General features: G+C 63.6%; 23 protein-coding genes. 14 read left to right on the plus strand and 9 right to left on the minus strand.

All coding sequences use genetic code 11. The features are described from left to right. The first annotated feature begins 31 nt into the window (after nt 1–31). From L8V22_RS04445 to L8V22_RS04470, 6 genes are read left to right on the plus strand one after another with little or no spacing between them, the layout of a single operon-like run. Nucleotides 32–1,753: a bifunctional uroporphyrinogen-III C-methyltransferase/uroporphyrinogen-III synthase gene (locus L8V22_RS04445; RefSeq protein ID WP_420839953.1), complete on the plus strand. Its 1,722-nt coding sequence runs from the start codon at nt 32–34 to the stop codon at nt 1,751–1,753. A 28-nt stretch (nt 1,754–1,781) separates the two neighbouring features. Continuing rightward, entirely contained in the window at nt 1,782–2,765 is a 984-nt protein-coding gene (hemB, locus tag L8V22_RS04450; RefSeq protein ID WP_238800505.1) for a porphobilinogen synthase, read from the plus strand. A gap of 9 nt (nt 2,766–2,774) precedes the next feature. Next, on the plus strand, nt 2,775–3,476 hold the full coding sequence (locus L8V22_RS04455) for a hypothetical protein (RefSeq protein WP_238800503.1): 702 nt from the start codon (nt 2,775–2,777) through the stop codon (nt 3,474–3,476). Next, nucleotides 3,473–3,964 carry a tellurium resistance protein TerC gene (locus L8V22_RS04460; RefSeq protein WP_238800501.1) on the plus strand — a complete coding sequence of 164 codons (492 nt, stop codon included), beginning with the start codon at nt 3,473–3,475 and terminating at the stop codon, nt 3,962–3,964. The genes L8V22_RS04455 and L8V22_RS04460 overlap by 4 nt, the downstream gene beginning before the upstream one ends. A 37-nt stretch (nt 3,965–4,001) precedes the next feature. Next, nucleotides 4,002–5,036 (plus strand): uroporphyrinogen decarboxylase, encoded by a 1,035-nt coding sequence (hemE, locus tag L8V22_RS04465; protein WP_238800498.1) that lies wholly within the window; start codon nt 4,002–4,004, stop codon nt 5,034–5,036. Next, nucleotides 5,037–6,416 carry a protoporphyrinogen oxidase gene (locus tag L8V22_RS04470; protein WP_238800495.1) on the plus strand — a complete coding sequence of 460 codons (1,380 nt, stop codon included), beginning with the start codon at nt 5,037–5,039 and terminating at the stop codon, nt 6,414–6,416. A 183-nt stretch (nt 6,417–6,599) separates the two neighbouring features. Here the strand turns inward: L8V22_RS04470 and L8V22_RS04475 are convergent, their stop codons facing one another. The 3 genes from L8V22_RS04475 to L8V22_RS04485 all read right to left on the minus strand — a co-directional run bounded on the left by L8V22_RS04475 (nt 6,600) and on the right by L8V22_RS04485 (nt 9,143). Continuing rightward, nucleotides 6,600–7,628: an HNH endonuclease signature motif containing protein gene (locus L8V22_RS04475; protein ID WP_238800494.1), complete on the minus strand. Its 1,029-nt coding sequence runs from the start codon at nt 7,626–7,628 to the stop codon at nt 6,600–6,602. Between the two features lie 116 nt (nt 7,629–7,744). Next, on the minus strand, nt 7,745–8,593 hold the full coding sequence (locus L8V22_RS04480) for an NAD(P)-dependent oxidoreductase (RefSeq protein ID WP_238800493.1): 849 nt from the start codon (nt 8,591–8,593) through the stop codon (nt 7,745–7,747). A gap of 424 nt (nt 8,594–9,017) precedes the next feature. Then, nucleotides 9,018–9,143: a hypothetical protein gene (locus L8V22_RS04485; protein ID WP_255711729.1), complete on the minus strand. Its 126-nt coding sequence runs from the start codon at nt 9,141–9,143 to the stop codon at nt 9,018–9,020. 107 nt (nt 9,144–9,250) lie between these two features. Between L8V22_RS04485 and hemL the strand changes: the two genes are divergently transcribed. From hemL to L8V22_RS04520, 7 genes are all read left to right on the plus strand, one after another. Beyond that, the gene (hemL, locus tag L8V22_RS04490; protein ID WP_238800492.1) at nt 9,251–10,552 is read left to right on the plus strand and encodes a glutamate-1-semialdehyde 2,1-aminomutase; all 1,302 of its coding nucleotides are present in this window, start codon (nt 9,251–9,253) and stop codon (nt 10,550–10,552) included. An 8-nt stretch (nt 10,553–10,560) separates the two neighbouring features. Then, nucleotides 10,561–11,169, plus strand: coding sequence for a histidine phosphatase family protein (locus tag L8V22_RS04495; RefSeq protein ID WP_238800491.1), 609 nt, complete (start codon nt 10,561–10,563; stop codon nt 11,167–11,169). Next, complete coding sequence (locus L8V22_RS04500; protein WP_238800490.1) at nt 11,169–11,780, plus strand: TlpA disulfide reductase family protein; 612 nt, start codon at nt 11,169–11,171, stop codon at nt 11,778–11,780. Before L8V22_RS04495 ends, L8V22_RS04500 begins: the two co-directional genes overlap by 1 nt. After that, complete coding sequence (locus L8V22_RS04505) at nt 11,781–12,584, plus strand: cytochrome c biogenesis CcdA family protein (protein ID WP_238800488.1); 804 nt, start codon at nt 11,781–11,783, stop codon at nt 12,582–12,584. Nucleotides 12,585–12,591: 7 nt separating this feature from the next. Next, nucleotides 12,592–14,223 carry a cytochrome c biogenesis protein ResB gene (locus L8V22_RS04510; protein WP_269966409.1) on the plus strand — a complete coding sequence of 544 codons (1,632 nt, stop codon included), beginning with the start codon at nt 12,592–12,594 and terminating at the stop codon, nt 14,221–14,223. Between the two features lie 95 nt (nt 14,224–14,318). Next, a complete protein-coding gene (gene ccsB / locus L8V22_RS04515) occupies nt 14,319–15,338 on the plus strand; it encodes a c-type cytochrome biogenesis protein CcsB (RefSeq protein ID WP_238800484.1) in 1,020 nt (339 codons plus the stop codon). Further along, nucleotides 15,339–15,599 carry a helix-turn-helix domain-containing protein gene (locus L8V22_RS04520; RefSeq protein ID WP_049358704.1) on the plus strand — a complete coding sequence of 87 codons (261 nt, stop codon included), beginning with the start codon at nt 15,339–15,341 and terminating at the stop codon, nt 15,597–15,599. On the opposite strand, the gene L8V22_RS04525 is transcribed toward L8V22_RS04520, so the two are convergent. Beyond that, nucleotides 15,596–15,841, minus strand: coding sequence for a hypothetical protein (locus L8V22_RS04525; RefSeq protein ID WP_179387346.1), 246 nt, complete (start codon nt 15,839–15,841; stop codon nt 15,596–15,598). The two genes, L8V22_RS04520 and L8V22_RS04525, sit on opposite strands and share 4 nt — an antisense overlap. Nucleotides 15,842–15,879: 38 nt before the next feature. Here L8V22_RS04525 and L8V22_RS04530 point away from each other — a divergent pair, with 38 nt between their 5' ends. Continuing rightward, the gene (locus L8V22_RS04530; protein WP_238800483.1) at nt 15,880–16,206 is read left to right on the plus strand and encodes a DUF4229 domain-containing protein; all 327 of its coding nucleotides are present in this window, start codon (nt 15,880–15,882) and stop codon (nt 16,204–16,206) included. Here L8V22_RS04530 and L8V22_RS04535 read toward each other — a convergent pair. The 5 genes from L8V22_RS04535 to L8V22_RS04555 are packed head-to-tail and all read right to left on the minus strand — an operon-like array spanning nt 16,203 to nt 20,485. Further along, the gene (locus L8V22_RS04535) at nt 16,203–17,141 is read right to left on the minus strand and encodes a 1,4-dihydroxy-2-naphthoate polyprenyltransferase (protein WP_238800479.1); all 939 of its coding nucleotides are present in this window, start codon (nt 17,139–17,141) and stop codon (nt 16,203–16,205) included. The two genes, L8V22_RS04530 and L8V22_RS04535, sit on opposite strands and share 4 nt — an antisense overlap. Before the next feature lie 38 nt (nt 17,142–17,179). After that, a complete protein-coding gene (locus tag L8V22_RS04540; RefSeq protein WP_238800477.1) occupies nt 17,180–18,007 on the minus strand; it encodes a metal ABC transporter permease in 828 nt (275 codons plus the stop codon). Beyond that, complete coding sequence (locus tag L8V22_RS04545; RefSeq protein WP_238800475.1) at nt 18,004–18,858, minus strand: metal ABC transporter permease; 855 nt, start codon at nt 18,856–18,858, stop codon at nt 18,004–18,006. The genes L8V22_RS04540 and L8V22_RS04545 overlap by 4 nt, the downstream gene beginning before the upstream one ends. Further along, nucleotides 18,855–19,565: a metal ABC transporter ATP-binding protein gene (locus L8V22_RS04550; RefSeq protein WP_238800472.1), complete on the minus strand. Its 711-nt coding sequence runs from the start codon at nt 19,563–19,565 to the stop codon at nt 18,855–18,857. Before L8V22_RS04550 ends, L8V22_RS04545 begins: the two co-directional genes overlap by 4 nt. Beyond that, nucleotides 19,565–20,485: a metal ABC transporter substrate-binding protein gene (locus L8V22_RS04555; protein WP_238800470.1), complete on the minus strand. Its 921-nt coding sequence runs from the start codon at nt 20,483–20,485 to the stop codon at nt 19,565–19,567. The genes L8V22_RS04550 and L8V22_RS04555 overlap by 1 nt, the downstream gene beginning before the upstream one ends. Nucleotides 20,486–20,574: the final 89 nt, after the last annotated feature.

The following is a 20,574-nucleotide window of genomic DNA, read 5'->3' on the forward strand; positions in this document are numbered from 1 at the left end:
GCCGGCGCGGGGACCCACACCGCATGCGATCATGTCCGTGCGCGGTGCCGCGCGCCCGATTTTAGAAAAGAACTTTATGAGCAAAGCTGCGCCAGACACCCAATTGGGCAAGATCGTCTTTGTGGGCGCTGGTCCAGGTAATCCCGACCTGCTGACCGTCCGCGCCCGCGAGGTTCTGGCAAATAATGCCATCGCCGTGACCGATCCGCAGGTCATGCAGGGCGTGCGCGATGCCGTCGCCGCTGCGCTGCCCGTTCCGCAGGAGCTTCTCGACGCCGCCGAGGCCGAATACGCCCAAATGTGCGCCGACGCCAAGGCCAAGGGCGCGCGCCGCAAACCACCCCGCCCCGCACCGCCGACGGCCGCGGTGCTGTATGAACCGGGTGAGGATATCGTCGGCCAGCTGCGCGAGTGTTTGATTGAGGCCGACGGCGAGGACGTCATCCGCCTAGTAACTGGCAACCCGCTGCACCGCGAGTCCATCAAGACCGAGATCAACGCCGTGGCCTCCGCCGGTCTGGAATTCCAGGTGGTGCCCGGAATGTCCCTGCCCTCTACTGTGCCGTCCTTTGCTGGCATTGCGCTCGGCTCGACCTATACCGAGGCCGATGTCACCGATGGTGCCGATTGGGATGCGCTGGCTAACGCCACTCAGCCCATCGTTTTGCAGGCCACGAAGGAAGACCTACCGGTTATCTCCGACGAGCTGCAGCAGCGCGGCATGCCGGCCGAGACCGAGGCATTTGTCACCGTGCACGGTACTACCCGCCTGCAGCGCACTTATGAGACCACACTGGGCACCATGGGCAAGCTCGATGCGGATCTCGCCGGAGCACTCGTGGTTACCCTCGGTCGCAGCATCGACGACCGCACCAAATACTCCTGGTGGGAAAACCGCCCGCTCTACGGCTGGCGCGTGCTCGTGCCGCGCACCAAGGAACAAGCCGGCCCAATGTCCGCGCGCCTGGCTGGCTATGGCGCCATTCCGCAAAACGTGCCCACCATCTCCATCGAGCCGCCGCGCAACCCGGCGCAGATGGACCGCGCCATCAAGGGCATCGTCGAGGGCCGCTATAAGTGGATCGTCTTCACCTCTGTTAACGCCGTGACCGCAGTATGGGAGAAAATCGCCCAGCTCGGCCTCGACGCCCGCGATTTCGCCGGCGTCCACCTCGCAGCCGTGGGCACCAAAACCGCGGCCGCCATCCGCGCCAAGGGCATGGTCCCCGAGCTCTTACCGCACAAAAAGAAGCAGAACGCCGAGGGCCTGCTCGATGTCTTCCCTAACTTCGTGGAGGATATCGACGCCGTCGGTCGCGTCCTGCTTCCGCGCGCCGATATCGCGGCCGATACCCTCGTGGATGGACTCAAGGCCCTCGACTGGGAGGTCGACGACGTCGTGGCCTACCGTACCGTCCGCGCCGCCCCGCCCTCGGCCGAGATCCGCGACATGATCAAGACCGGCGGCTTCGACGCCGTGGCCTTCACCTCGGGGTCCACCGTGCGCAACTTGGTGGGTATCGCGGGCAAACCGCACCAGCGGACGATCATTGCGTGTATCGGGCCGTCGGCAAGAGCGGCCGCGGAAGAAATGGGCCTGCGCGTTGATGTCGTGCCCGAGGTCGCGGATGTGCCCGCGCTTGTCGACGCCCTCGCAGACCACGTCGCCGCTCTTCGCGCTGCCGGGAACCTGCCCGCGCCGCGTAAGAAACGCCGCTCGCGCAAGAAGGCTACTAAGGTCGACAAGGCATAAGTTTTAGTCTCGCTCTAAGGAGTACCGAATGAGCACCTTCCCAGCCCGCCGCCCACGACGCCTGCGCACCACCCCCGCGATGCGCAACCTCGTGGCCGAAACCCAGGTTCGCCCCTCGGACCTGATTTTGCCCATGTTCATCGCGGATGGTCTCGACGCCCCACGCGAGATTCCCTCCATGCCGGGCGTTTACCAACACTCTTTCGACTCCCTGCGCCGCGCGGCCGAGGAGGCGCTGGAGGCTGGCGTCACCTGCGTCGACCTCTTCGGCGTGCCGCTAGAAGAAGACAAGGATGAGACCGGCTCTGTGGCTTGGGACCCGCAGGGCATTTTGAACCGTGGCATTGCCTGCCTGCGCGAGGAATTTGGCGATGACCTCATCGTGATGGCCGATACCTGCCTCGACGAGTTCACCTCCCACGGCCACTGCGGCGTGCTGGATGACAAAGGCCGCGTGCTAAATGACGAATCCGTCAAGCTCTACCAAGACATGGCCCGCTCCCAGGCCCGCGCCGGCGCCCACATCGTCTCCCCGTCCGGCATGATGGACGGCCAGGTGGCCGCCATCCGCGACGACCTCGACGAGGCCGGCCACGAGGACGTGGCCATCATGGCTTATTCCGCCAAGTACGCCTCTGCCTTCTTCGGCCCGTTCCGCGACGCCGTCGGCTCCTCCCTCGAGGGCGACCGCCGCACCTATCAGCAGGATCCGCGCAACTTCCGCGAATCCCTGCTCGAGGCCGAGCTAGATATCGAAGAGGGCGCTGACTTCGTCATGGTCAAGCCCGGCCTGCCTTACCTGGACGTGCTTTCGGCTGTGGCGGAGACTTCTCCCGTGCCGGTGGCGGTCTACCAGGTCTCTGGCGAGTACGCGATGGTCAAGGCAGCGGCCGCCAACGGGTGGATCGACGGCGAGGCCATCATGCTCGAGTCGCTGACCGCATTCAAGCGCGCCGGCGCCGATCAGATTCTCACGTACTTCGCCACCGAAGCCGCCCGCCTGCTCAAGTAAAGGATCCCTGTGACTGCTACGCCCCCGTCGCCCGCCCCTGCTCCGCGTCCACCGCGCACGCAACGCTTGCCGCGGCAGCAACGGCCGGAGTCTGTGACGTACATGCTGTGGCTGTGGCTGGGCGCGCTGTGCGGCGAGGCCGTGCACCAGGTGCTCAATGTGGTGCTGACGCTGCTCAACCACGACGTTCTCATGTCGCAGGCCAAGGAGATGGCCAAGTCCGCACCGGCCGGCGTTGATGAAGCCCAGCTTTCCGACGCCTTCCTCCGCACCGCCGCCTACGCCTCCGTCGCCCTTTCGGCGGCCATTTCCCTGGCGATAATCGTGCTGCTGGCCTTCCTGCTGCGGTCCCTGGCTCGTCGCGGCAAGCGAGCCGGCACTTCCCGTCGCGTGTGGTTCGCCTTCTCGCTCTACTTTGGATTCCGCATCCTGCTGACTTTTATGGTTACCCCGGCCGGCGCTGATGTGCCTGATTGGCTCTTTGTCGTCGATGGCATGGTGCAGATCCTGGTCGGCGTCGCGGCGGTGCTCGGCCTGATTTTCTCCGTGCGGGTCGATACCTTGGATTACACCGGTGAGCTCGAGCAGATGCGCGAGTTGGAAAAGGAACTCGAGCAAGCCCAGCGCGAGAAGAAGCGCGCCGAGGAAGAACGCAAGCGTGCCAAGGATGACCAGCGCAGCAAGCGCAGTGACCGGGAGGATAAGCGATGAATAGCACCGAGCGCCCCGGGCCGCGCGACTATAACCGCGCGGCCAGAAACGCCTCCGCACCGCAGAACCTCGACGCGTGGCCGCGGTCGCTGCGCTGGGCATATTGGGTGCTCGTCGTCAGTGCCGTGCTCATGCTGGTCAGCGGCCTGGTGGGCATCTTCGGCTCGGGCGGGCCGCAGGTGGAGCCGCAAAATATGCAGGTCGCGGAGTACCTCCACTCCAACCGCCTTTTTGTTGCGGTAACCAATACCGTCGGCGCTATCCTGCTCGCGCTCTTCGCCGCGCAGCTGGCCGGCGGGTCTAAATGGGCGCGCCGCATTATTACCGCGGTCATCGCGTTCGCGCTTTTTAGCAATATCGCCGCCCTCGCGCTCGGCATCGGCGGGCTGAGCCTGCTGCTCATCCCCATCGCCTTGATCATCGCCCTCGCGCTGCTTTTCCAGCCGCAGTCCAACCGCTTCATCAAGGACCGCAGTTTGCGTGGCTAATTAGCCCCTACTCCAACTTTTGATTCATAATTGGGGCATGTCTCGACTAAAACATGCCCCGCTTATTGACGCCGCCCTCGGCCGCACCCCCTCGCGACCCCCAGTCTGGTTCATGCGCCAGGCCGGCCGCTCGCTGCCGGAGTACCGCGCCGCGCGCGAGGGGATTAGCATGCTTGATTCCTGCTTCATGCCGGAACTGCTGGCGGAAATCACCCTGCAGCCGGTGCGCCGCCACGACGTCGACGCCGCTATTTTATTCTCCGATATCGTCGTCCCGCTCAAAGCCGCCGGCGTCAAGGTCGATATCGTGCCGGGCCGCGGGCCGGTGATGGAAAAGGCGGTGCGGAGTAGGGAGGACGTCGGCAAGCTGCCGCTGCTAGAGACCGACGTCCCCGAGGTCACCGAAGGCATCGCCCGCATCCTGGCTGAGCTCACCGAAACCCAAGCGCTCATCGGCTTCGTTGGTGCGCCGTTTACGCTGGCTAGCTACCTCGTTGAGGGTGGGCCATCCAAGAACCACGAGCGCACCAAGGCCCTCATGCACGCCGAGCCGGAGACTTGGCATATGCTCATGCGCCGTCTCGTTCCTACCATCACCCGTTTCCTGCAGGTGCAGGTAGACGCCGGCATTGATGCTATGCAGCTTTTCGACTCCTGGGCGGGCTACCTCAATGAGCGCGACTACCGCGAATTCGTTTTGCCGTATTCGCGAGAAATCCTGGCCGGCGTAGATATTCCGCGCATCCACTTTGGCGTCGGCACCGGCGAGCTCTTGCCGGCCATGTCGGAGGCAGGGTCGGAGGTCATGGGCGTCGATTATCGCGTGCCCATGGATGCCGCGGCCGAGCGCGTGAGCGCCCGCGTGCTGCAGGGCAACCTTGACCCGGCCATGCTTTTTGCCGGCGACGACGCCGTGCGCCAGGCCGTACGCACCATCCGCGGCGAGGTCAGCCGGGCGCGCGAGCGCGGCGATATCGACGGCCACATCTGGAACCTCGGCCACGGGGTCCTGCCAACTACTGACGCGGAAGCAATCACCCGCGCCGTATCCATCATCCACGAGGAGGGCTAAATGCGTATTGCGATTATCGGTGCCGGCCTGGCGGGCTTGACGGCCGCCTACGAGTTGCGCGATCACGACGTCGAGGTTTTCGAGGCCGCCGGCCGCATCGGCGGCAAGCTGTACTCCGTGCCGTTTAACGACGGCCCGACCGACATGGGCGCCGAGGCCTTCCTCGCCCGCCGGCGCGATGCCGTGGAGTTCATTGAATCCCTCGGCCTCGGCGATAGCCTGGTTGAGCCCTCCGGCCTGCACTCGCTGGTGTATTCCGGCGAACTAAAGCCCCTGCCGCGCAGCGGAATGATGGGTATTCCTTCGCACTCGGAGCCGGTCGCGCACCTGGTCTCGGCCGAGACCGCGCGCCGCATCGACAACGAGGAGCCCTTTGAGTGGACGGCGGGCAGTGACGTGTCCGTGGGCCGCCTGGCGCGCCAGCAGTTTGGCGACGACCTCGTCGACCACGTCATCTCCGCCCTCCTCGGTGGCGTGTACTCCTGCTCGGCCGATGATCTGGGACTGCGCGCGACCATCCCCGCGGTGGCCGGAACCCTTGACGCGCTATCCGAGCGCGGACCAGTCACCCTCTCGGCCGCGGTCCGCGCACTGGAGGAGGCCCGTGCGGCCGCGCCCCGCAGCGACGGCCCCGTCTTCCAGACCTTCCGCGGCGGCTACGCAGAACTATATGAGGCGCTGGCCGAGCAATCTCGCGCCAAGATCTACCTCGATACCTTTATTTCCGGCATTTCTCGTGAGGGCGAGCAATTTCGCTTGGCCGGCGCACCCGGCGATACCGCTCCCTTCGACCGCGTGCTCGTGGCCACCCCGGCCCCGACCGCGGCTCGCCTGTTGCCCAAGGTGTCCCCGCAGGCGGCGGACCGGCTGAAGGGCGTGAAATTGGCGGCGTCGGCAGTCGTGGGCCTGAAGTTTGAGTCTGACACGGACCCGGCCGGTAACGCGCTTCCGCAGAACTCCGGCATCCTTGTAGCCACCGACCAAGACGACGTGCATGCCAAGGCCTTCACACTCTCTTCGCGCAAATGGCCGCATTTGGCTGAGCGTGGCGGGGCCTTGGTTCGTGCCTCCTTCGGCCGCTTCGGCGACGACGCCATTGTGCGCGCTGAGGAAGACGACCTCGTCGACTATGCTCTCGACGACCTACAGCACCTCACCGGCTTCGACGGCCGCGCCGCCGGCGTCGCGGAGATCTTCACGCAGCGCTGGTTCGGCGGCCTGCCGCGCTACGACGCCGCGCACCTTGAAACCGTGGCCGGCGCGCGCGGCGCCCTCGCGGCGACGCCAGGCATCGATGCCACCGGCGCTTGGGCGGGCGGGGTTGGCGTCCCCAACGTCATCGCGGACGCTCGCGCCGCTGCCGCCCGCATCGTTCGTTAGCGGTCCTGCTAGCGCCGCCACGCTAGCGCGGGGGCATATCTGTGCGCGGTCCAATCCGCACTGTGGTGAGGTCCGGGCACACCAAAACGGCAGCAGGGCATCCTGCTGCCTAGTGGCAAGTCTGGTGGGCAACAAAACTAGTGCGGTGGATCCGCCGGGGCCGGCCGGGCGGGGGCGCCCGGACTAGGTGTCGGTGGGTGCAGTGTCGGCCCACGGCGGCTGCCACACCACGCGGCCTCGGCGTCGAACGAGGCGCCCGCGGATAGGCGGGGCATTCGGGTCATCATCGTTGACGCCGTTGTGATACGGGCAGCAGGTGGCGAGATTCGAGATATTGGTATCGCCGCCGTGCTGCCATGCCTGCAAGTGGTGTATTTGGCATTTATCCGCTGGGTAGTTGCAGTCGGTCCAGGGACATACTGGGTTTTCGGCTGCGGCCATGAGGCGCTGCTTTTCGCTGGCCATGCGCTCCGTGCGGTAGAGGTTGACCGCGCCCTCAAAGGGGTGGACGAGGGTGATAAGGCCGCGCTCGGCGAGCGTGCGCGAAACGAGATCCGCGCCAGAAATCCGGGCACCATTGGTGAGCTGGATGCTGATTTCTTCGCCGTCGCCGTCGATGATGCGGTCGAGTTCGTCGAGCGTGATGATCGCGTTGGTCGTAATGGTCGGGCGGTCGGCGGCGGAAGCAGCGGTGGAGGAGAAGAGTTCCGCTACCGAATCCAGCGGCGAGTCTTCATCAAGACTGGACTCCAGATCCGCGATGAGCGAGGAAGGCCCGGTAATCGCGAGGGTCCATGGCGCGTCCTTGCGGCGGCGGATGCGCACGCCGGGGCGTGGCGGGGTCGGGGGATTGAGTTCGCGCAGCTTTTTACGCGCTAGCTTTTCCATTTCGTCGGTATCGGCGGCGGTGCGGCACAGCTCCACGCGCAGGCGCCAGGCGTCGCGCTTGGTCTTGGCACGGGCGGCGTAGCGCTCGATTACCTCCAGCGTGGGCAGCGGGTGGGCGCGGTCGCGCGCAGCGTCAACCGCCTGGCGTTGGAGGCGGGTAAAGGAGGTGGGGGCAAAGAGGGCGTCGGCAAGCGTGAGCAAGGTGCGGGCCGTTTTATTGGGCGCACCGGCGGCGCACAGCTGGTCTTCAGACATGCCAGCGCACCCGGCAACGATATCGATGCCGGGCGCCAAGGCCGCGAGATAGGTCTGAAGAGCTGTCATGCCCCGCAGCCTAAGCCACCGCGCGCAATCCGTGCGAGGGTGAGCGCGCGAATCTGTGGATAACTAGGACCGAAAGGGCGAATTTCGGCCCGCCAGTCCGGCGGGGCTGTGGATAACTAGCCCTTATTGCGGAAGACGAAGATGGAGGAGAAGTCCTGATCGCCGTGTCCCATGGCCTGCATTTCCTCGAAGCGGCCGATGGCAGCGGTAAGGGCGGGAAGTGGCTTGGTGGAGGTCATCTCCATGAGTTTGGCGTCCTTGGCTAGGGCGTCGACGGTGAAATCGCCAGGGTCGGTATTGCGCTCGCCGGTGATAAACGGCGCCTTCATATTCGCGATGAAGGACAAGCCGGTGATATCAAGCATCTGCAGCACCACCTCGGAGTCCAAGCCCTCGGATTCGCCGAGCTGCAGGGCTTCGAGCAGGCCTTCGGCGGTGACGGCGAGTGCCAAATTAGCAAGCAGCTTTCCGATGGCCGCCGTGGCCGCCGCCTCCACCCCAATGAGCTTTTCTTCTCCCGCCCAGGACTCGGCGAGGGACATGGCTTGCTCGCGGCGGTTATCGTCGGGCGTGCCCACATAGACGCCGAGCTTTCCCTCACGGGCCGGGCCAAGCGTGCCGACGACCGGAGCGTGGACATAGGTTTCCACGACGGCGGCGAATTCGCGGGCATCGTTGGGTGAGACGGTGGTGGTATCGATCCAGGTCACGCCCGCGGGAATGAGCTGCGGCTCGATGACGACTTCGCGGACATCGTCGGGGCCAAAAAGCGAGGTGATGACGACTTCAGCATCCGCTACGGCGTCGGTCGGGGTGGGGGCGAGTTCGGCACCTTCTTCCACGAGCGGCCGGGCGCGCTCGGCGGTGCGGTTCCAGACGGTCATCTCGATGCCGTCCTGCTCATTGAGCAGACGGCGGGCTAGTTCGGTTCCCATGCGGCCAGTTCCAAGAAATGCAATCCTCATGCTTTCCCAGTGTGCCATCTTTGGGGGCAGGCTCGCCGCGGTATGCGCAATATCCGGTGAGCTAGAGTCCCGGAATCCGCGGCGCAGGCGGCAGCGGTAGCGCCGGCGGGGCGGGCATAGCTGGAACGGCCGGTGCGGCGTCCTCGATGCGCCCGCGGACCTCATGCGGCGGAATGTTGAGGTTCGGCAGGCCGGTTTTGTCCCGCGCAGGAGGGCGTGGCGCCGCCGGTTGTGGTGCAGGCGCCGGCGCGGGCCTAGGTGCAGGAGCGGGCGGCGGGCCCGGTTGTGGGCGCGAGGGCGGCGCGGCCTTAGGCGCAGGCGCGGACGTCGCGTTCGACGGCGAAGGTTCCGCGGCCGGCGGCGAAGGAGGGGCTGCGTCTTTCTGCGGCAGGTCGCGAGGGTTGAGAGGGTGGGGAGGGGGCTGTCAGGAGGGGACGTCGGCAAGCGGGGCGGCGCCTACCGAGGCCGGCAGCGGCCGGTCGGGCGCGGGCTGGGCGCAGCCGGCGAGGCATAAAGCGGCCAGGATGGCGAAAATGACAGTGCGCTGCATTGAAAATCCCCCCGAATTGAAAAGTGCAACGCCCCGAAGTTTAGCGGCTGACTGTGAATCGCGCACTCCAACTTTTGTATAGCGCGCGAGTCGCTAGAATGTCAGACATGCCTAATACTTCCCAGTCACAACAGTGGTTTGAGCGTTCCTCCAAGGTGATTCCGGGCGGGGTGAACTCGCCGGTGCGCGCATTTGGCTCCGTGGGCGGCCAGGCCCGCGTGATTGAGCGGGGTGCGGGCTCGCGCCTGTGGGATGCCGACGGCAATGAGTACGTCGACTTGGTCAGTTCCTATGGTCCGATGATTCACGGCAACGCGCACCCGGAGATTGTGGAGGCCGTGCAGCAGGCCGCTGCAGGCGGTTTGAGCTTCGGCTCGCCCACGGAAGGCGAGGCCCTGCTTGCGGAGGCCATCGTTTCGCGCACCGCGGCCGATAAGGTGCGCATGGTCAACTCCGGCACCGAGGCCACTATGTCTGCGGTCCGCCTGGCCCGCGGCTATACCGGCCGCGCCAAGGTATTGAAATTCGAGGGCTGCTACCACGGCCACGTAGATGCGCTGCTGGCTTCGGCCGGTTCCGGTGTGGCGACCTTTGCGCTGCCGGATTCCCCGGGCGTGACGGGCGCGACGGCGGCCGATACCATCGTCGTTCCTTATAACGATATCGAGGCCGTGCGTGAGGCCTTCGCGCAGCACCCGGGAGAGATTGCCTGCATTATCGCGGAAGCCTCGGCCGGAAACATGGGCACCGTGGCACCAGATGAGGGCTTCAATGCCGCGCTTGCCGACGTCGCCCATAAAGACGGCGCCCTCCTCATCCTCGACGAGGTCATGACTGGCTTCCGCACCTCTTATAAGGGTTGGTACGGCGTCGACGGCGTGGCAGCGGACCTGGTGACCTTTGGCAAGGTCGTCTCCGGCGGGCTGCCGGCCGCCGCCTTCGGTGGCCGCGCCGAGGTCATGGACTACCTCGCGCCGGAAGGACCGGTCTACCAGGCGGGCACGCTGTCCGGTAACCCGGTGGCGATGGCGTCGGGCCTGAAGTCTTTGGAGCTGGCCGATGAATCGCTCTATGAGCGTCTGCAGGCCAATGCGGACCGTCTGACCGGCATGATTTTTGAGGCGCTGTCGGCCGAGGGCGTAGCGCACCACATCCAGCGCGCATCCTCGATGTTTTCCATCCGCTTTGCCGAGGGCGAGGGCCGCAACTTCGCCGATATGCAGGCGGCCGAGACCTTCCGCTTCACCCCGTTCTTCCACGCCCTACTGGATAACGGCATCTACGTCGCGCCGAGCCCGTTCGAGACCTGGTTTGTCTCGGATGCTCTTAACGACGCCGACTTCGAGCTCATCGAAGCCGCCCTCAAGCCCGCCGCCCAAGCCGCGGCCGCCGCGCGTCCCGCAAACTAAGGAGAAACATGACACGCACCATCGTTCACCTCGTGCGCCACGGCGAGGTTCACAACCCGGAGAAGATTCTCTACGGGCGCATCCCGGGCTACCACCTATCCTCCCGCGGGCATTCCATGGCGGCGCGGACCGCGGAGACTTTCCGCGACCACGATGTGACCTACCTGGCGGCCTCGCCACTGCAGCGCGCCCAGGAGACCGCGCGGCCGATTGCGGAGGCAACGGGGCTGGACGTGGACGTCGATAAGACGCTCATTGAGTCCGGCAACCGTTTTGAAGGCCTGCGCACTAAGGGCCTGCGCTCCGCGCTGTGGAACCCGCGTCGTTGGCCGCTGCTGGTCAACCCGCTAGAGCCATCGTGGGGCGAGCCCTATGAGCAGATTGCCGAGCGTATGCTGGGCTCCATTGAGCGCGCCCGCACCGCCGCGGCCGGCCACGAGGCGATTTTGGTCAGCCACCAGCTGCCCATCGTGATGGTGCAGCGCATCGTGCTGGGCCAGCGCCTGCCTCACGCGCCGTGGAATCGCGAATGTGACCTGGCCTCGGTAACTTCCCTGTTATTCGAGGATAACCAGGTCACGGATATTTTCTACTCCTCGCCGGCGCAGGAGATTTAATGGCACTCCAAAGCAAACGCGCAGCCGGCGCGGTGCTGGCGGCGGCAGCCATCGCACTGCCTCTTGCCGGTTGCGCGCAGGATTCCGATAACGCCCAAAATGCGGTTGCTACCGGCGGCAACTTCGAGTTCATCACCCCCGGTGGCGAAAAAGTCATCAACTACGAGGAATCCGAGCGCAAGCCGCTACGTACGTTCTCCGGCGAGGATGTGCGCGATACGGATAAGACCATTTCCCTCGAGGACTATGACGGCGAAATCGTCGTGCTCAATTCCTGGGGTCAGTGGTGCGCTCCCTGCCGCTCCGAGGCCGATGACCTCCAAGAGGTCCACTCCGATCTGCAAAAACGCCAGATCGGCACCGTCTTGGGGATTAATGTGCGCGATTATAACCCGCAGGTGTCCAATGACTTCCTCGAAGACAACGGACTGGAGTATCCCTCCATCTATGATCCACCGTTTAAGACCGCCGCGGCCCTAGGCGGCGTGCCGACTTCCGTGGTGCCCACCACTATCGTCTTGGATAAACAGCACCGCCCGGCTACGGTCTTTTTGCGGTCCATCACCGCTAAAGATGTGATGGAAGTCGTGGACAAGCTAGAAAAGGAATAAATGGACAACGCAGCGAGCATCGGCAACTCTTTTGCTGAAGCCGCGACCTCCGGCCCTCTCCTTCTGGGCCTGCTCGCGGCAGCCCTAGCGGGGCTGGTGAGTTTCGCCAGCCCGTGCGTGATCCCGCTGGTGCCTGGTTATATTTCCTATCTGGCCGGCGTGGTGGGCGGCGAGGTTACCTTCGATGGGGAGCTGGGGGTGGGCGTCGGCAAGCGCAGGCAATGGGCCGTGGCATTGGCCGCGACCTTGTTCATCCTCGGTTTTACCGTGGTATTCCTGCTGGCGACGGTCTCGGTATTCGGCGCGATTTCCGCGCTCCGGCTTAATGAGGAAATGCTCATGCGGGTAGGCGGCGGCGTGACCATCTTGATGGGCGTGGTTTTCTTGGGCGCGATTCCAGCGCTGCAGAAAGATACCCGCATGGCGCCGAAGCGCTGGACCACCTGGCTGGGAGCGCCGCTACTCGGCGGGGTATTCGCGCTGGGCTGGACGCCGTGCTTGGGCCCAACGCTGGCCGCCATCATTTCCGTATCGGCCGGCACCGAGGGCATGACGGCCGCGCGTGGCGTGCTGCTCATCATCTTTTATTGCCTGGGCCTGGGCTTGCCGTTCCTTCTGGTGGCGCTGGGCTCCGCGCGGGCGATGCGCACGATTTCGTGGGCCCGCAAACACTCGCATACCATCCAAATAATCGGCGGCGTGGCCATGATCCTCGTCGGCCTGGCACTGGTAACCGGCCTATGGGGCGAATTTATTAGCCTCATCCGCCAGTGGACCGGCAACTACGGCGCAACCCTTATTTAGGAGAGACGTGAAATATTTCCGCAAAGCCTGGCGTTGGCTGACCAGTATGCGCACCGCGCTAGCGCTGCTTTTCTTGCTGGCGCTGGCCGCGATTCCCGGTTCTTTGCTGCCGCAGCGCGATCTCAACGAGCAGAACGTGCAGGACTTTATCGAGTCCAATGGCAACGTGGCGAAGATTTATGACAAGCTGCAGCTTTTCGACGTCTTTTCTTCCGTCTGGTTCCAAGCCATCTTCGTCCTTCTCGCTATTTCCCTGGTTGGCTGCATCCTGCCGCGCTCCTGGGATCACTATAAGGCGTGGAAGACCCCGCCGACGCGCGCCCCGAAGTACCTCCACAAGCTGCCGCTGGCGGCCGAGGGGCACTCGGAAAAGAGCGAGGAGGAACTATCCGCGGAAATTAAGAAGCGTCTGAAGAGGTGGCGCGTGGCCGAGTATTCCCCGGAGAAGGACCGTGCCGGCGTGCATACCTTCTCCGCGGAGCGCGGCTACGGCCGCGAGCTAGCCAACCTCATTTTCCACGTGGCGCTGGTAGCCATCCTGGTTACGGTTGCCGCCGGCAAACTGGTCAACTACGAAGGCCAGGTCATCGTGGTCACTGAGTCTGGCTCGCAGGGCGGCGGCCAGACCCTGGACCAGTCCACGGAGTTCTGCAATACCTCTACGTCTAATTTTGACTCCTTCCGTGCCGGCCCGCTTTTCGACGGCACCGGGCTCCACCCTTTCTGCCTCATCGCCCATGACTTCGCGGCCGAATACCTGCCGAATGGCCAGGCCGAGATGTTTACCTCCAACGTCTCCTACGCGGAGGGCGATGAGATCTACAAGGATGACTCCGAGTGGAAGGATTATGAGCTCAAGGTCAACCATCCGCTGCGCTTAGCGCATAACCGCGTTTATTTGCAGGGCCATGGCTACGCGCCGACGGTCACCGTGGAATGGCCCAATGGTGAAAAGCGCACCCAGACCATTCAGTTCCAGCCGAATGATACGACCTTCTTCTTGTCCTCCGGCGCGATGCGCTTCGACCCGCCGGCCGGCATGCACCCGGACCTTTATGAGCGCCGTCAGAACCAGATTGCTATCCAGGGCCTCTTCGCACCCACGGCCGAGTGGGCCGGGGAAAACGGCAAGCTGCTCCAGTCGGCCTACCCGGGCCTGCAGGATCCGGCCATGGCCATCGATATTTACCGCGGCGATGCCGGCTTGGATACCGGCACCCCGCAGTCCTTCTTCTCTTTGGATCCGAACTTGGTGCAGTCCGGCCAGCTGCAAAAGATTGACCGCGTGAACCTTAACCAGGGCGAGGATGTCACCTTGGATGATGGCACCAAGATCACCTTCGACGGCGCCAGCGAGTTCGCTAACTACCAGGTCTCTTATGACCCCTTCCAGAAGTGGGTGCTGGCCTCCGCGTTGGTCATGCTCATTTCTTTGGTGGGTTCGCTGGTCATTAAGCGCCGCCGCGTCTATATTCGCCTGCGGCCGAATGCGGCCGGCGGCACCGATGTGGAGATGGGCGGCCTCGCCCGCACCGATCGCGCCGGTTGGTCCGAGGAGTTCCACGAGCTGCACCGGGCGCTGTTGGAGTTGCCGGACCCAGACGAAGTCGAAGAAGACGAGCTTTATACCGATGATTAGTACGCCGGCCTAGTCCAACAAAAGTTGGATTAGGCCGTTTCGCTGAGTAAGGTAATCAGCACTTACCCCCACACGTGTGAAGGCTAGGAGCATTCATGCAGATCGATCAGAATCTGTCTAATTTCTCAGATATCGCGGTACAGACCGCCTTTGTGGTGTACTGCGTCGCGCTCTTTTTGTCGCTGTTTTACTACGGCCGCATGCAGGGAATTATTGAGGGCCGCCGCGCCGTGAAATCCCAGGCCGCGAAGGTTTTAGTGGGGGCGGGCGCCGGGGGCGTCGATAAGCAGAGCTATGCAGGCGAAGTAGCTCAGTCCTCCTCCGGAATGACGGCCGATGAGCTGAAGGAAAAGGAGCGCAAGGCCGATAAACTCGGCGGCATGACCAGCGCGCTGATGTGGGTGGGCATTGCGCTGCACGCCGCGGCGATTGTGCTGCGTGGGCTGGCTACCGGCCGCTTCCCCTTTGGCAACCTATACGAGTACGTGCTGATGGTGAGCTTCGGTGTGCTGCTGGTGGGCAATATTGCCATGCAGCGCAAGGAGTGGCGCACCGTGTGGCCATGGCTGCTCACTCCGGTGTTGGCGCTAATGTTTTATGGCTCCACCAAGCTCTATGCAGAGTCTGCCCCGGTGGTGCCGGCGCTGCAGTCGCACTGGCTGCCCATCCACGTCACCGTGGTTTCTCTGGGTGCGTCCATTGGTATTATTTCCGGCATTGTCTCGCTACTGACCCTTCTCCGCATGGCACAGCCGAAGCATGCCGAGCACGGCCTCGTTGGTGCTGTAGCCCGCCCTTTGCCTTCGGCCGCGAAGATTGATCAGCTGGCCTACCGTCTGGCCGTGATCACCCTGCCAACCTTGGGCTTGGGCATCATCTTGGGCGCTATTTGGGCCGAGTCCGCTTGGGGCCGCTTCTGGGGCTGGGACCCGAAGGAAACCGTGTCTTTCGCTACCTGGATCCTTTATGCCGCCTACCTGCACGCGCGTGCGACGCCAGCGTTCCGCAAGGCTGCGCCGTGGATCAATGTCATCGCGATGGCGCTGATGGTCTTCAACCTCTTTTTCATCAACATGGTGGTCTCCGGCCTGCATTCCTACGCGGGGCTGAACTAGATGGCGGAGCATACGAGCCCGCGCCATAAGCTCGGCAAGCCGGCGGGCGATAATGCGGTGATTTTGGGGCTGGGCGCGCAATTTGCCGAGCGCCGCCGCGAGTTGGGCATTTTGCAGCAGCAGCTTGCCGACGCCGCCGGTATCTCCCGCTCCACCCTCCACACCATCGAGCACGGTGGGGCTGGCGTGCGGTGGGAAAAAATCACCGCCGTGGCCGAGGCTTTAGGCCTCGAGATGCGGTTTGTACCGAAGGAATCCTAATCTTTTTCGCCGTCGGCGTCGCGTTTGCGGCGCTGGCGGCGTTTTTCTTCTTCTGCCTCCTGCGCCCGGCGCTGTTTGAAGCGCTCCTTTTCCAGTTTCCAGAGGAATTCCTCGTCATCGTCGGGGCCCTTGATAGCGCGGGGTTGTTCCACCTCACGCTTTTTCCAAGTGGAGGGCCCGAAGGCCTTCCACACCAAGTAGGCGGCGAGGACAAAGAGTAAGAGGAGGATGATTCGGCCCATGCGTGGAATTCTACCTGCACCGCGTACAATCAACCCCCATGACGCATAATCCTGAGCCACCCAAGCCGGACCCAGAACTGCGCCGCCGCTCGCGCGCGGCGCTGTGGAAGTACGGGCTCGCCCGCGTAGTGCTTTTTATTGCTTTGACCGTGGTGATCGAGCTGCTTTCTATCGCCATCCGCTTTCCCATCCCGGTGCTCGTCGCGGCGCTGCTGGCGCTCTTCGTTGCGCTGCCGCTATCGATGCTCATTTTTAAAAAATGGCGCATCGAGGCCACTCAAACGCTTGCGGAGTACTCCGCCCAGCGCAAGGCCCACAAGCGCTGGGTCCAGGCGGAGCTGGAAGGCCGCGCCGCGCAGGACTAGACGAGGATGAGTGCGGCGGCCTCGATAATCGCCCACAGGAGCATCGCGCGGCCAGTCAGGCCGAGCACGGGGATAAGCTTTGGTCCTTGAGCGCCGCGATTGACGGTGCGAATGGCGCGAAGCGCGAAGGGGAAGTAGACCAAGCCGATGAGTGCGAGCCAGCTGCTAAAGGCAATGCCAATGGTCAGCAGGAATGGCAGTAGGAGTAGCAGCGTAAAGAGCAGGCGCGCCTTCTCGTTGCCGAGGCGCACGGCGAGGGTAATCTTGCCGGTTTCGGCGTCGGAGGGAATATCGCGGATATTATTGACTAGGTTGACTCCGGAGCTCATCGCGCCGATGCCCACGGCCAGCGCGAGGCCCGACCACGATAGCCGGCCCGCCTGCGTGAATTCGGTACCGAGCACGGCGACCAATCCGAAAAAGATGAAGACGGCGACCTCGCCGAGCCCGCGATAGCCATACGGGTTCTTGCCGCCGGTATAAAACCATGCTCCGGCGATGCACAGCGCGCCGACGAGGATGAGCCACCACGCGTGCGCCGCAAAGGAAAGCGCAATGCCGGCGAGCCCAGCCACAGCGAAGGCGCCAAAGGCCGCGAGCTTCACCTGCTGCGGGCGGGCCAGGCCGCCGCCGGTCAGGCGCTGCGGGCCGGTGCGGTCATCGTCGGTGCCGCGGATGCCATCGGAATAGTCATTGGCATAGTTCACGCCGATGATAAGTGCCCACGCCACGATGAGGGCGAGGAGCGCGCGGCCCACGTGGCCGCCGTCGATGCCGAAGGCCGCGCCGGTGCCCGCCACGACGGGCGCAAACGCGTTGGCCCACGTGTGCGGGCGAGCGCCCTCGAGCCAATCCTGGGCAGTAGCGGAGTAATTACCAGTGGAGTTACCGGTGGAATGGGCCCCGGAATGCGGGGCAGACTTCGAGGCAGACATAGCCACCATTGTGCCACTGCGGCACGCGCGGACGGCAATCAGCCGAGGTAGGCGCGATGGCGCACCCGATAAGCGGCCAGCACCACGCAGAAGAGTGCAGCATTGGTGACCGTCATCGCGGCGGAGGTGGCCGCATCAAGCCAATAGGCCAGCCAGAATCCTGCCACAGCGCTGAGTGCGGCGATGCCGCAGGCTGCCAGCACTAGGGCGGGCACGCGGTGGGTGATAAGCCGCGCGGTCATGGTCGGAAACACCATCAAGGCAATAACCAACATGGCGCCGGCCGCATGGAAGGAAGCAGTAGCGGTACAAGCAACGACCGCCATAAAGGTCGTCTGTACAGCGCGGGAGCGGACTCCACGCACGGTGCAGAACGCAGCGTCAAATGACGTGGCTGCTAGGCGCGGCAGGGCAAACCCGAAAAAGATCGCATTCGCGGCGAGCACGGCGGCCATGACATAGCAGTAGTGGGGGTTAGAAAAGGCAGCGAGGTTAACATCGCCAACCAAGACGGCGTGGACATCGATATGCACGTGGCTCATTCGGGTAGAGATGAGGATGACGCCGGCGGCAAAGAGGGCGGGGAAGATGAGGCCTAGGGCGGCGTCGGCAGTAACCAGTGCGCTGCGCTGCAGCCACCGCGTACCAAGGGCAACTACCAGTGCGCCGGCTGCGGCGGTAATGAGCAGCAACGGCGACTTGATATCGGAGGTTAAAAGGTAGCCGACGGCGATGCCGGGAAGGATGGCGTGGCCGATGCCGTCGATAAGCATGGCCTGTCCCTGTAGAACTACAAAAGTGCCGGGCAGCGCGCACGCCACAGCGGTAAGAACGGCAAGCAAGCAGGCGGTAGCGGCAAGGGTCATGGTCGGAGCTTTCTGGTGACAAGGCTAAGGGTTACGGCGGCGGCTTGGACCAGCACGATGATCGGGCCGGTAGGCAGCGGACCGAAAGCGATGGAAAGGTAACAACCCGCGGCGGCAGTGAGCGCGCCCAGGAAGCCGGCTAAGGCGATGAAAGGCAAAAGGCGGTGAACCCAGGGTCGGGCGGCCGCGGCCGGGCTGATGACTACGGCCACCATGAGGACCACGCCGACTACCTTGACGCCTATAACCGTGATGGCGGTAAGAGCGAGGAAGCTGAGGGCATTTAAGGCCGTGGTGCGGATGCCGGCTACGCGGGCAAAGGAGGCGTCAAAGGCGACGGCGGCTTGCCGAGTGTGTACCGAAGAAAGAAATAGCAAGACGCCGCCGCCAATGACGAGCGCAGAACTCACATCGGCGCGCGTGAGCGTGGACGCGTTTCCCAGCAGATAATCCTGGATGCCGGCCTTGCCGGGTAAGGGTTGGCGGGAAATATACTGCATGAGCAGCATGCCGATGGAGAAGAATGTGGTAAGCGTAGCGGCCATGGCGGTGGTCGGGCCGAGCGGAGCCAGCCGCGGAATTGAGTAAATGCAGCCGACGGCCAGCGCACCGGTGAGGATGGCGCCGGCCGAAAGCAGCCAAATATTGCGACCGTCCCAACCTAAGGCCGTGGCCGCGACGAAAGCGGCCAATAGGCCAGGCAGGGAGGAATGTGAGATGGCATCAGCCAGCAGACTGGTGCGGCGCACATAGACCAGCGGGCCGAGCGCGCCGGCACAGGCTCCGATAAGTACGGTGCCCCATAGTGCCTGGGTATAGGTGAAATCCTGAAAGAGCTCTAGTGGGTTCATGAGGGCAGGCAAAACATGTCGGCGATGGCGGATTCGGTCAGCACCTGGTCGGTAGGGCCGGCGGCGATGAGGCGGCCTTGGCCCACCATCAAGACCTCATCACAGAAATCAGCAACCTCCGCGAGGTTGTGGTGGACCAATAGGATGGTGGCGCCATCGGCACGTAGCCTGTTCAGCACGTCCATGATGGCGCGCTGGCTTGCGGCGTCGACTCCTGCGAAAGGTTCATCCAAAATTATGAGCTCGGGATCGCTTACGAGCGTGCGAGCGAGCAAGACGCGCTGGCGCTGGCCACCGGATAAAGCCGAAATGGGCAGGTGCGAGTGCTCTTGCATTCCGGTGCGGGCGAGCGCGTCGTGAGCGGCACGCTTATCGGTGCGGTTCGGCCACTGCCACCAGCGCAGGCCGGCGGTGCGGCCCATAAGGGCGACATCGAAGGCTGTCGCCGGAAAATCCCAATCGATATTCGCGTGCTGTGGCATGTAGCCAAGCCGGTGGCGGAAATGAGCAAGGTCGGTGCCATCGAACATGAGAGACTCGCAGGCGAGCGGTGGAAGTAAACCTACCAAGGTGCGCACGAGGGTGGACTTGCCGGAGCCGTTGGCGCCCACGAGGCCGGTGATGGTGGCGGGGGTGAGGGCAAAGGTGGCGTCGGCAAGCAAGGGCGTGCGCGGATAGCCCACGGTCAAATGTGTAGCGCGCAGCATTAGCTTAAAGCCTCTGCCACAGTGTGCGCGTTGTGCTCGAAGGCACCGAGATAGGTATCGGTGGGCGCGTCGGGTCCGAGGGTATCGGCGAAGAGCTCCTCATCCGAGACGGTGACCTTCCAACCGCGAGATTCCACGGCCTGCTGCAGCGAGGTGACCGCCTGTGGGTTGGCTTGGTTGTCCTTGAAAATGACCGGGACCTTCTTCTTAGCGATGGTATCGGCCAGTTCGGAGATTTCGGTGGCGGATTTTGTGGCCTCGGTGGTCACGAAATCGGTGGCGTGGATATCGAAGTCGAAGGTTTTGCCAAAGTAATTGAAGGCATCGTGGCCCGTGATCAATACTCGTGGCTTCGCAGCAGCGAGTTCCTTTTGAGCCTTGTCCTGTGCAGCGGCGATCTGGCTTTCGTAGTTATCGGCGGCAGTGGAGTAGTCCGCGGCGTGCTCGGAGTCGATATCGCCGAGCTTGTCGCCGATGCTCTCGACAGCTTGGCTCCACAGCTTGGGGCTATTCCAGATATGCGGATCATAGAGCTGCTCGCCGCCCTTTCCTTGTTCCGGCCAGGGCAGGAGGTCTTGTTCATTGAGTTGGTCGCCGACTGCGAGCTGCTTATCGCCTAGGGACTCTAGTTGGTCCACCATCTGTGCCTCGAGGTGGAGGCCATTCCAGAGCACGAGGTCGGCGTTTTTCATGGCCTCGATATCGTGAGTAGTGGGCTGGTAAGTATGCGGGTCGCCGCCGGGCCCGACCATGGTGGTGATATCAGCATCGGGGGCGAGATTGGCGGCGGCATCGGCCAAGTAGCCGGTGGTGGCGAAGATTTTTAAACCATCTGCGTGGTCATTATCGCCGCTTGAGCAGGCCGTGAGCGTAGTAGCGGCGAGCAGTACGGCGAGGGGAGGTGTGGTGGTTTTCTGCAACGAAGGTTCCTTAAAGTAGAAATGAATACCAAAGTTCAATAGATTGAACTTTTAAAAACATACATATTGAATCTTATGTAGGCAATAGG

The organism is Corynebacterium yonathiae, from assembly GCF_027570195.1.
Taxonomy (GTDB): domain Bacteria; phylum Actinomycetota; class Actinomycetes; order Mycobacteriales; family Mycobacteriaceae; genus Corynebacterium; species Corynebacterium yonathiae.

Excerpts from the sequence above, each read along its gene's own strand:
- L8V22_RS04445 (WP_420839953.1), top strand. The coding sequence starts at position 32 with ATGTCCGTGCGCGGTGCCGCGCGCCCGATTTTAGAAAAGAACTTTATG.
- hemB (WP_238800505.1), top strand. The coding sequence starts at position 1,782 with ATGAGCACCTTCCCAGCCCGCCGCCCACGACGCCTGCGCACCACCCCC.
- L8V22_RS04460 (WP_238800501.1), top strand. The coding sequence starts at position 3,473 with ATGAATAGCACCGAGCGCCCCGGGCCGCGCGACTATAACCGCGCGGCC.
- hemE (WP_238800498.1), top strand. The coding sequence starts at position 4,002 with ATGTCTCGACTAAAACATGCCCCGCTTATTGACGCCGCCCTCGGCCGC.
- L8V22_RS04470 (WP_238800495.1), top strand. The coding sequence starts at position 5,037 with ATGCGTATTGCGATTATCGGTGCCGGCCTGGCGGGCTTGACGGCCGCC.
- L8V22_RS04475 (WP_238800494.1), bottom strand. The coding sequence starts at position 7,628 with ATGACAGCTCTTCAGACCTATCTCGCGGCCTTGGCGCCCGGCATCGAT.
- L8V22_RS04480 (WP_238800493.1), bottom strand. The coding sequence starts at position 8,593 with ATGAGGATTGCATTTCTTGGAACTGGCCGCATGGGAACCGAACTAGCC.
- L8V22_RS04485 (WP_255711729.1), bottom strand. The coding sequence starts at position 9,143 with ATGCAGCGCACTGTCATTTTCGCCATCCTGGCCGCTTTATGCCTCGCC.
- hemL (WP_238800492.1), top strand. The coding sequence starts at position 9,251 with ATGCCTAATACTTCCCAGTCACAACAGTGGTTTGAGCGTTCCTCCAAG.
- L8V22_RS04495 (WP_238800491.1), top strand. The coding sequence starts at position 10,561 with ATGACACGCACCATCGTTCACCTCGTGCGCCACGGCGAGGTTCACAAC.
- L8V22_RS04500 (WP_238800490.1), top strand. The coding sequence starts at position 11,169 with ATGGCACTCCAAAGCAAACGCGCAGCCGGCGCGGTGCTGGCGGCGGCA.
- L8V22_RS04505 (WP_238800488.1), top strand. The coding sequence starts at position 11,781 with ATGGACAACGCAGCGAGCATCGGCAACTCTTTTGCTGAAGCCGCGACC.
- ccsB (WP_238800484.1), top strand. The coding sequence starts at position 14,319 with ATGCAGATCGATCAGAATCTGTCTAATTTCTCAGATATCGCGGTACAG.
- L8V22_RS04520 (WP_049358704.1), top strand. The coding sequence starts at position 15,339 with ATGGCGGAGCATACGAGCCCGCGCCATAAGCTCGGCAAGCCGGCGGGC.
- L8V22_RS04525 (WP_179387346.1), bottom strand. The coding sequence starts at position 15,841 with ATGGGCCGAATCATCCTCCTCTTACTCTTTGTCCTCGCCGCCTACTTG.
- L8V22_RS04530 (WP_238800483.1), top strand. The coding sequence starts at position 15,880 with ATGACGCATAATCCTGAGCCACCCAAGCCGGACCCAGAACTGCGCCGC.
- L8V22_RS04535 (WP_238800479.1), bottom strand. The coding sequence starts at position 17,141 with ATGTCTGCCTCGAAGTCTGCCCCGCATTCCGGGGCCCATTCCACCGGT.
- L8V22_RS04540 (WP_238800477.1), bottom strand. The coding sequence starts at position 18,007 with ATGACCCTTGCCGCTACCGCCTGCTTGCTTGCCGTTCTTACCGCTGTG.
- L8V22_RS04545 (WP_238800475.1), bottom strand. The coding sequence starts at position 18,858 with ATGAACCCACTAGAGCTCTTTCAGGATTTCACCTATACCCAGGCACTA.
- L8V22_RS04550 (WP_238800472.1), bottom strand. The coding sequence starts at position 19,565 with ATGCTGCGCGCTACACATTTGACCGTGGGCTATCCGCGCACGCCCTTG.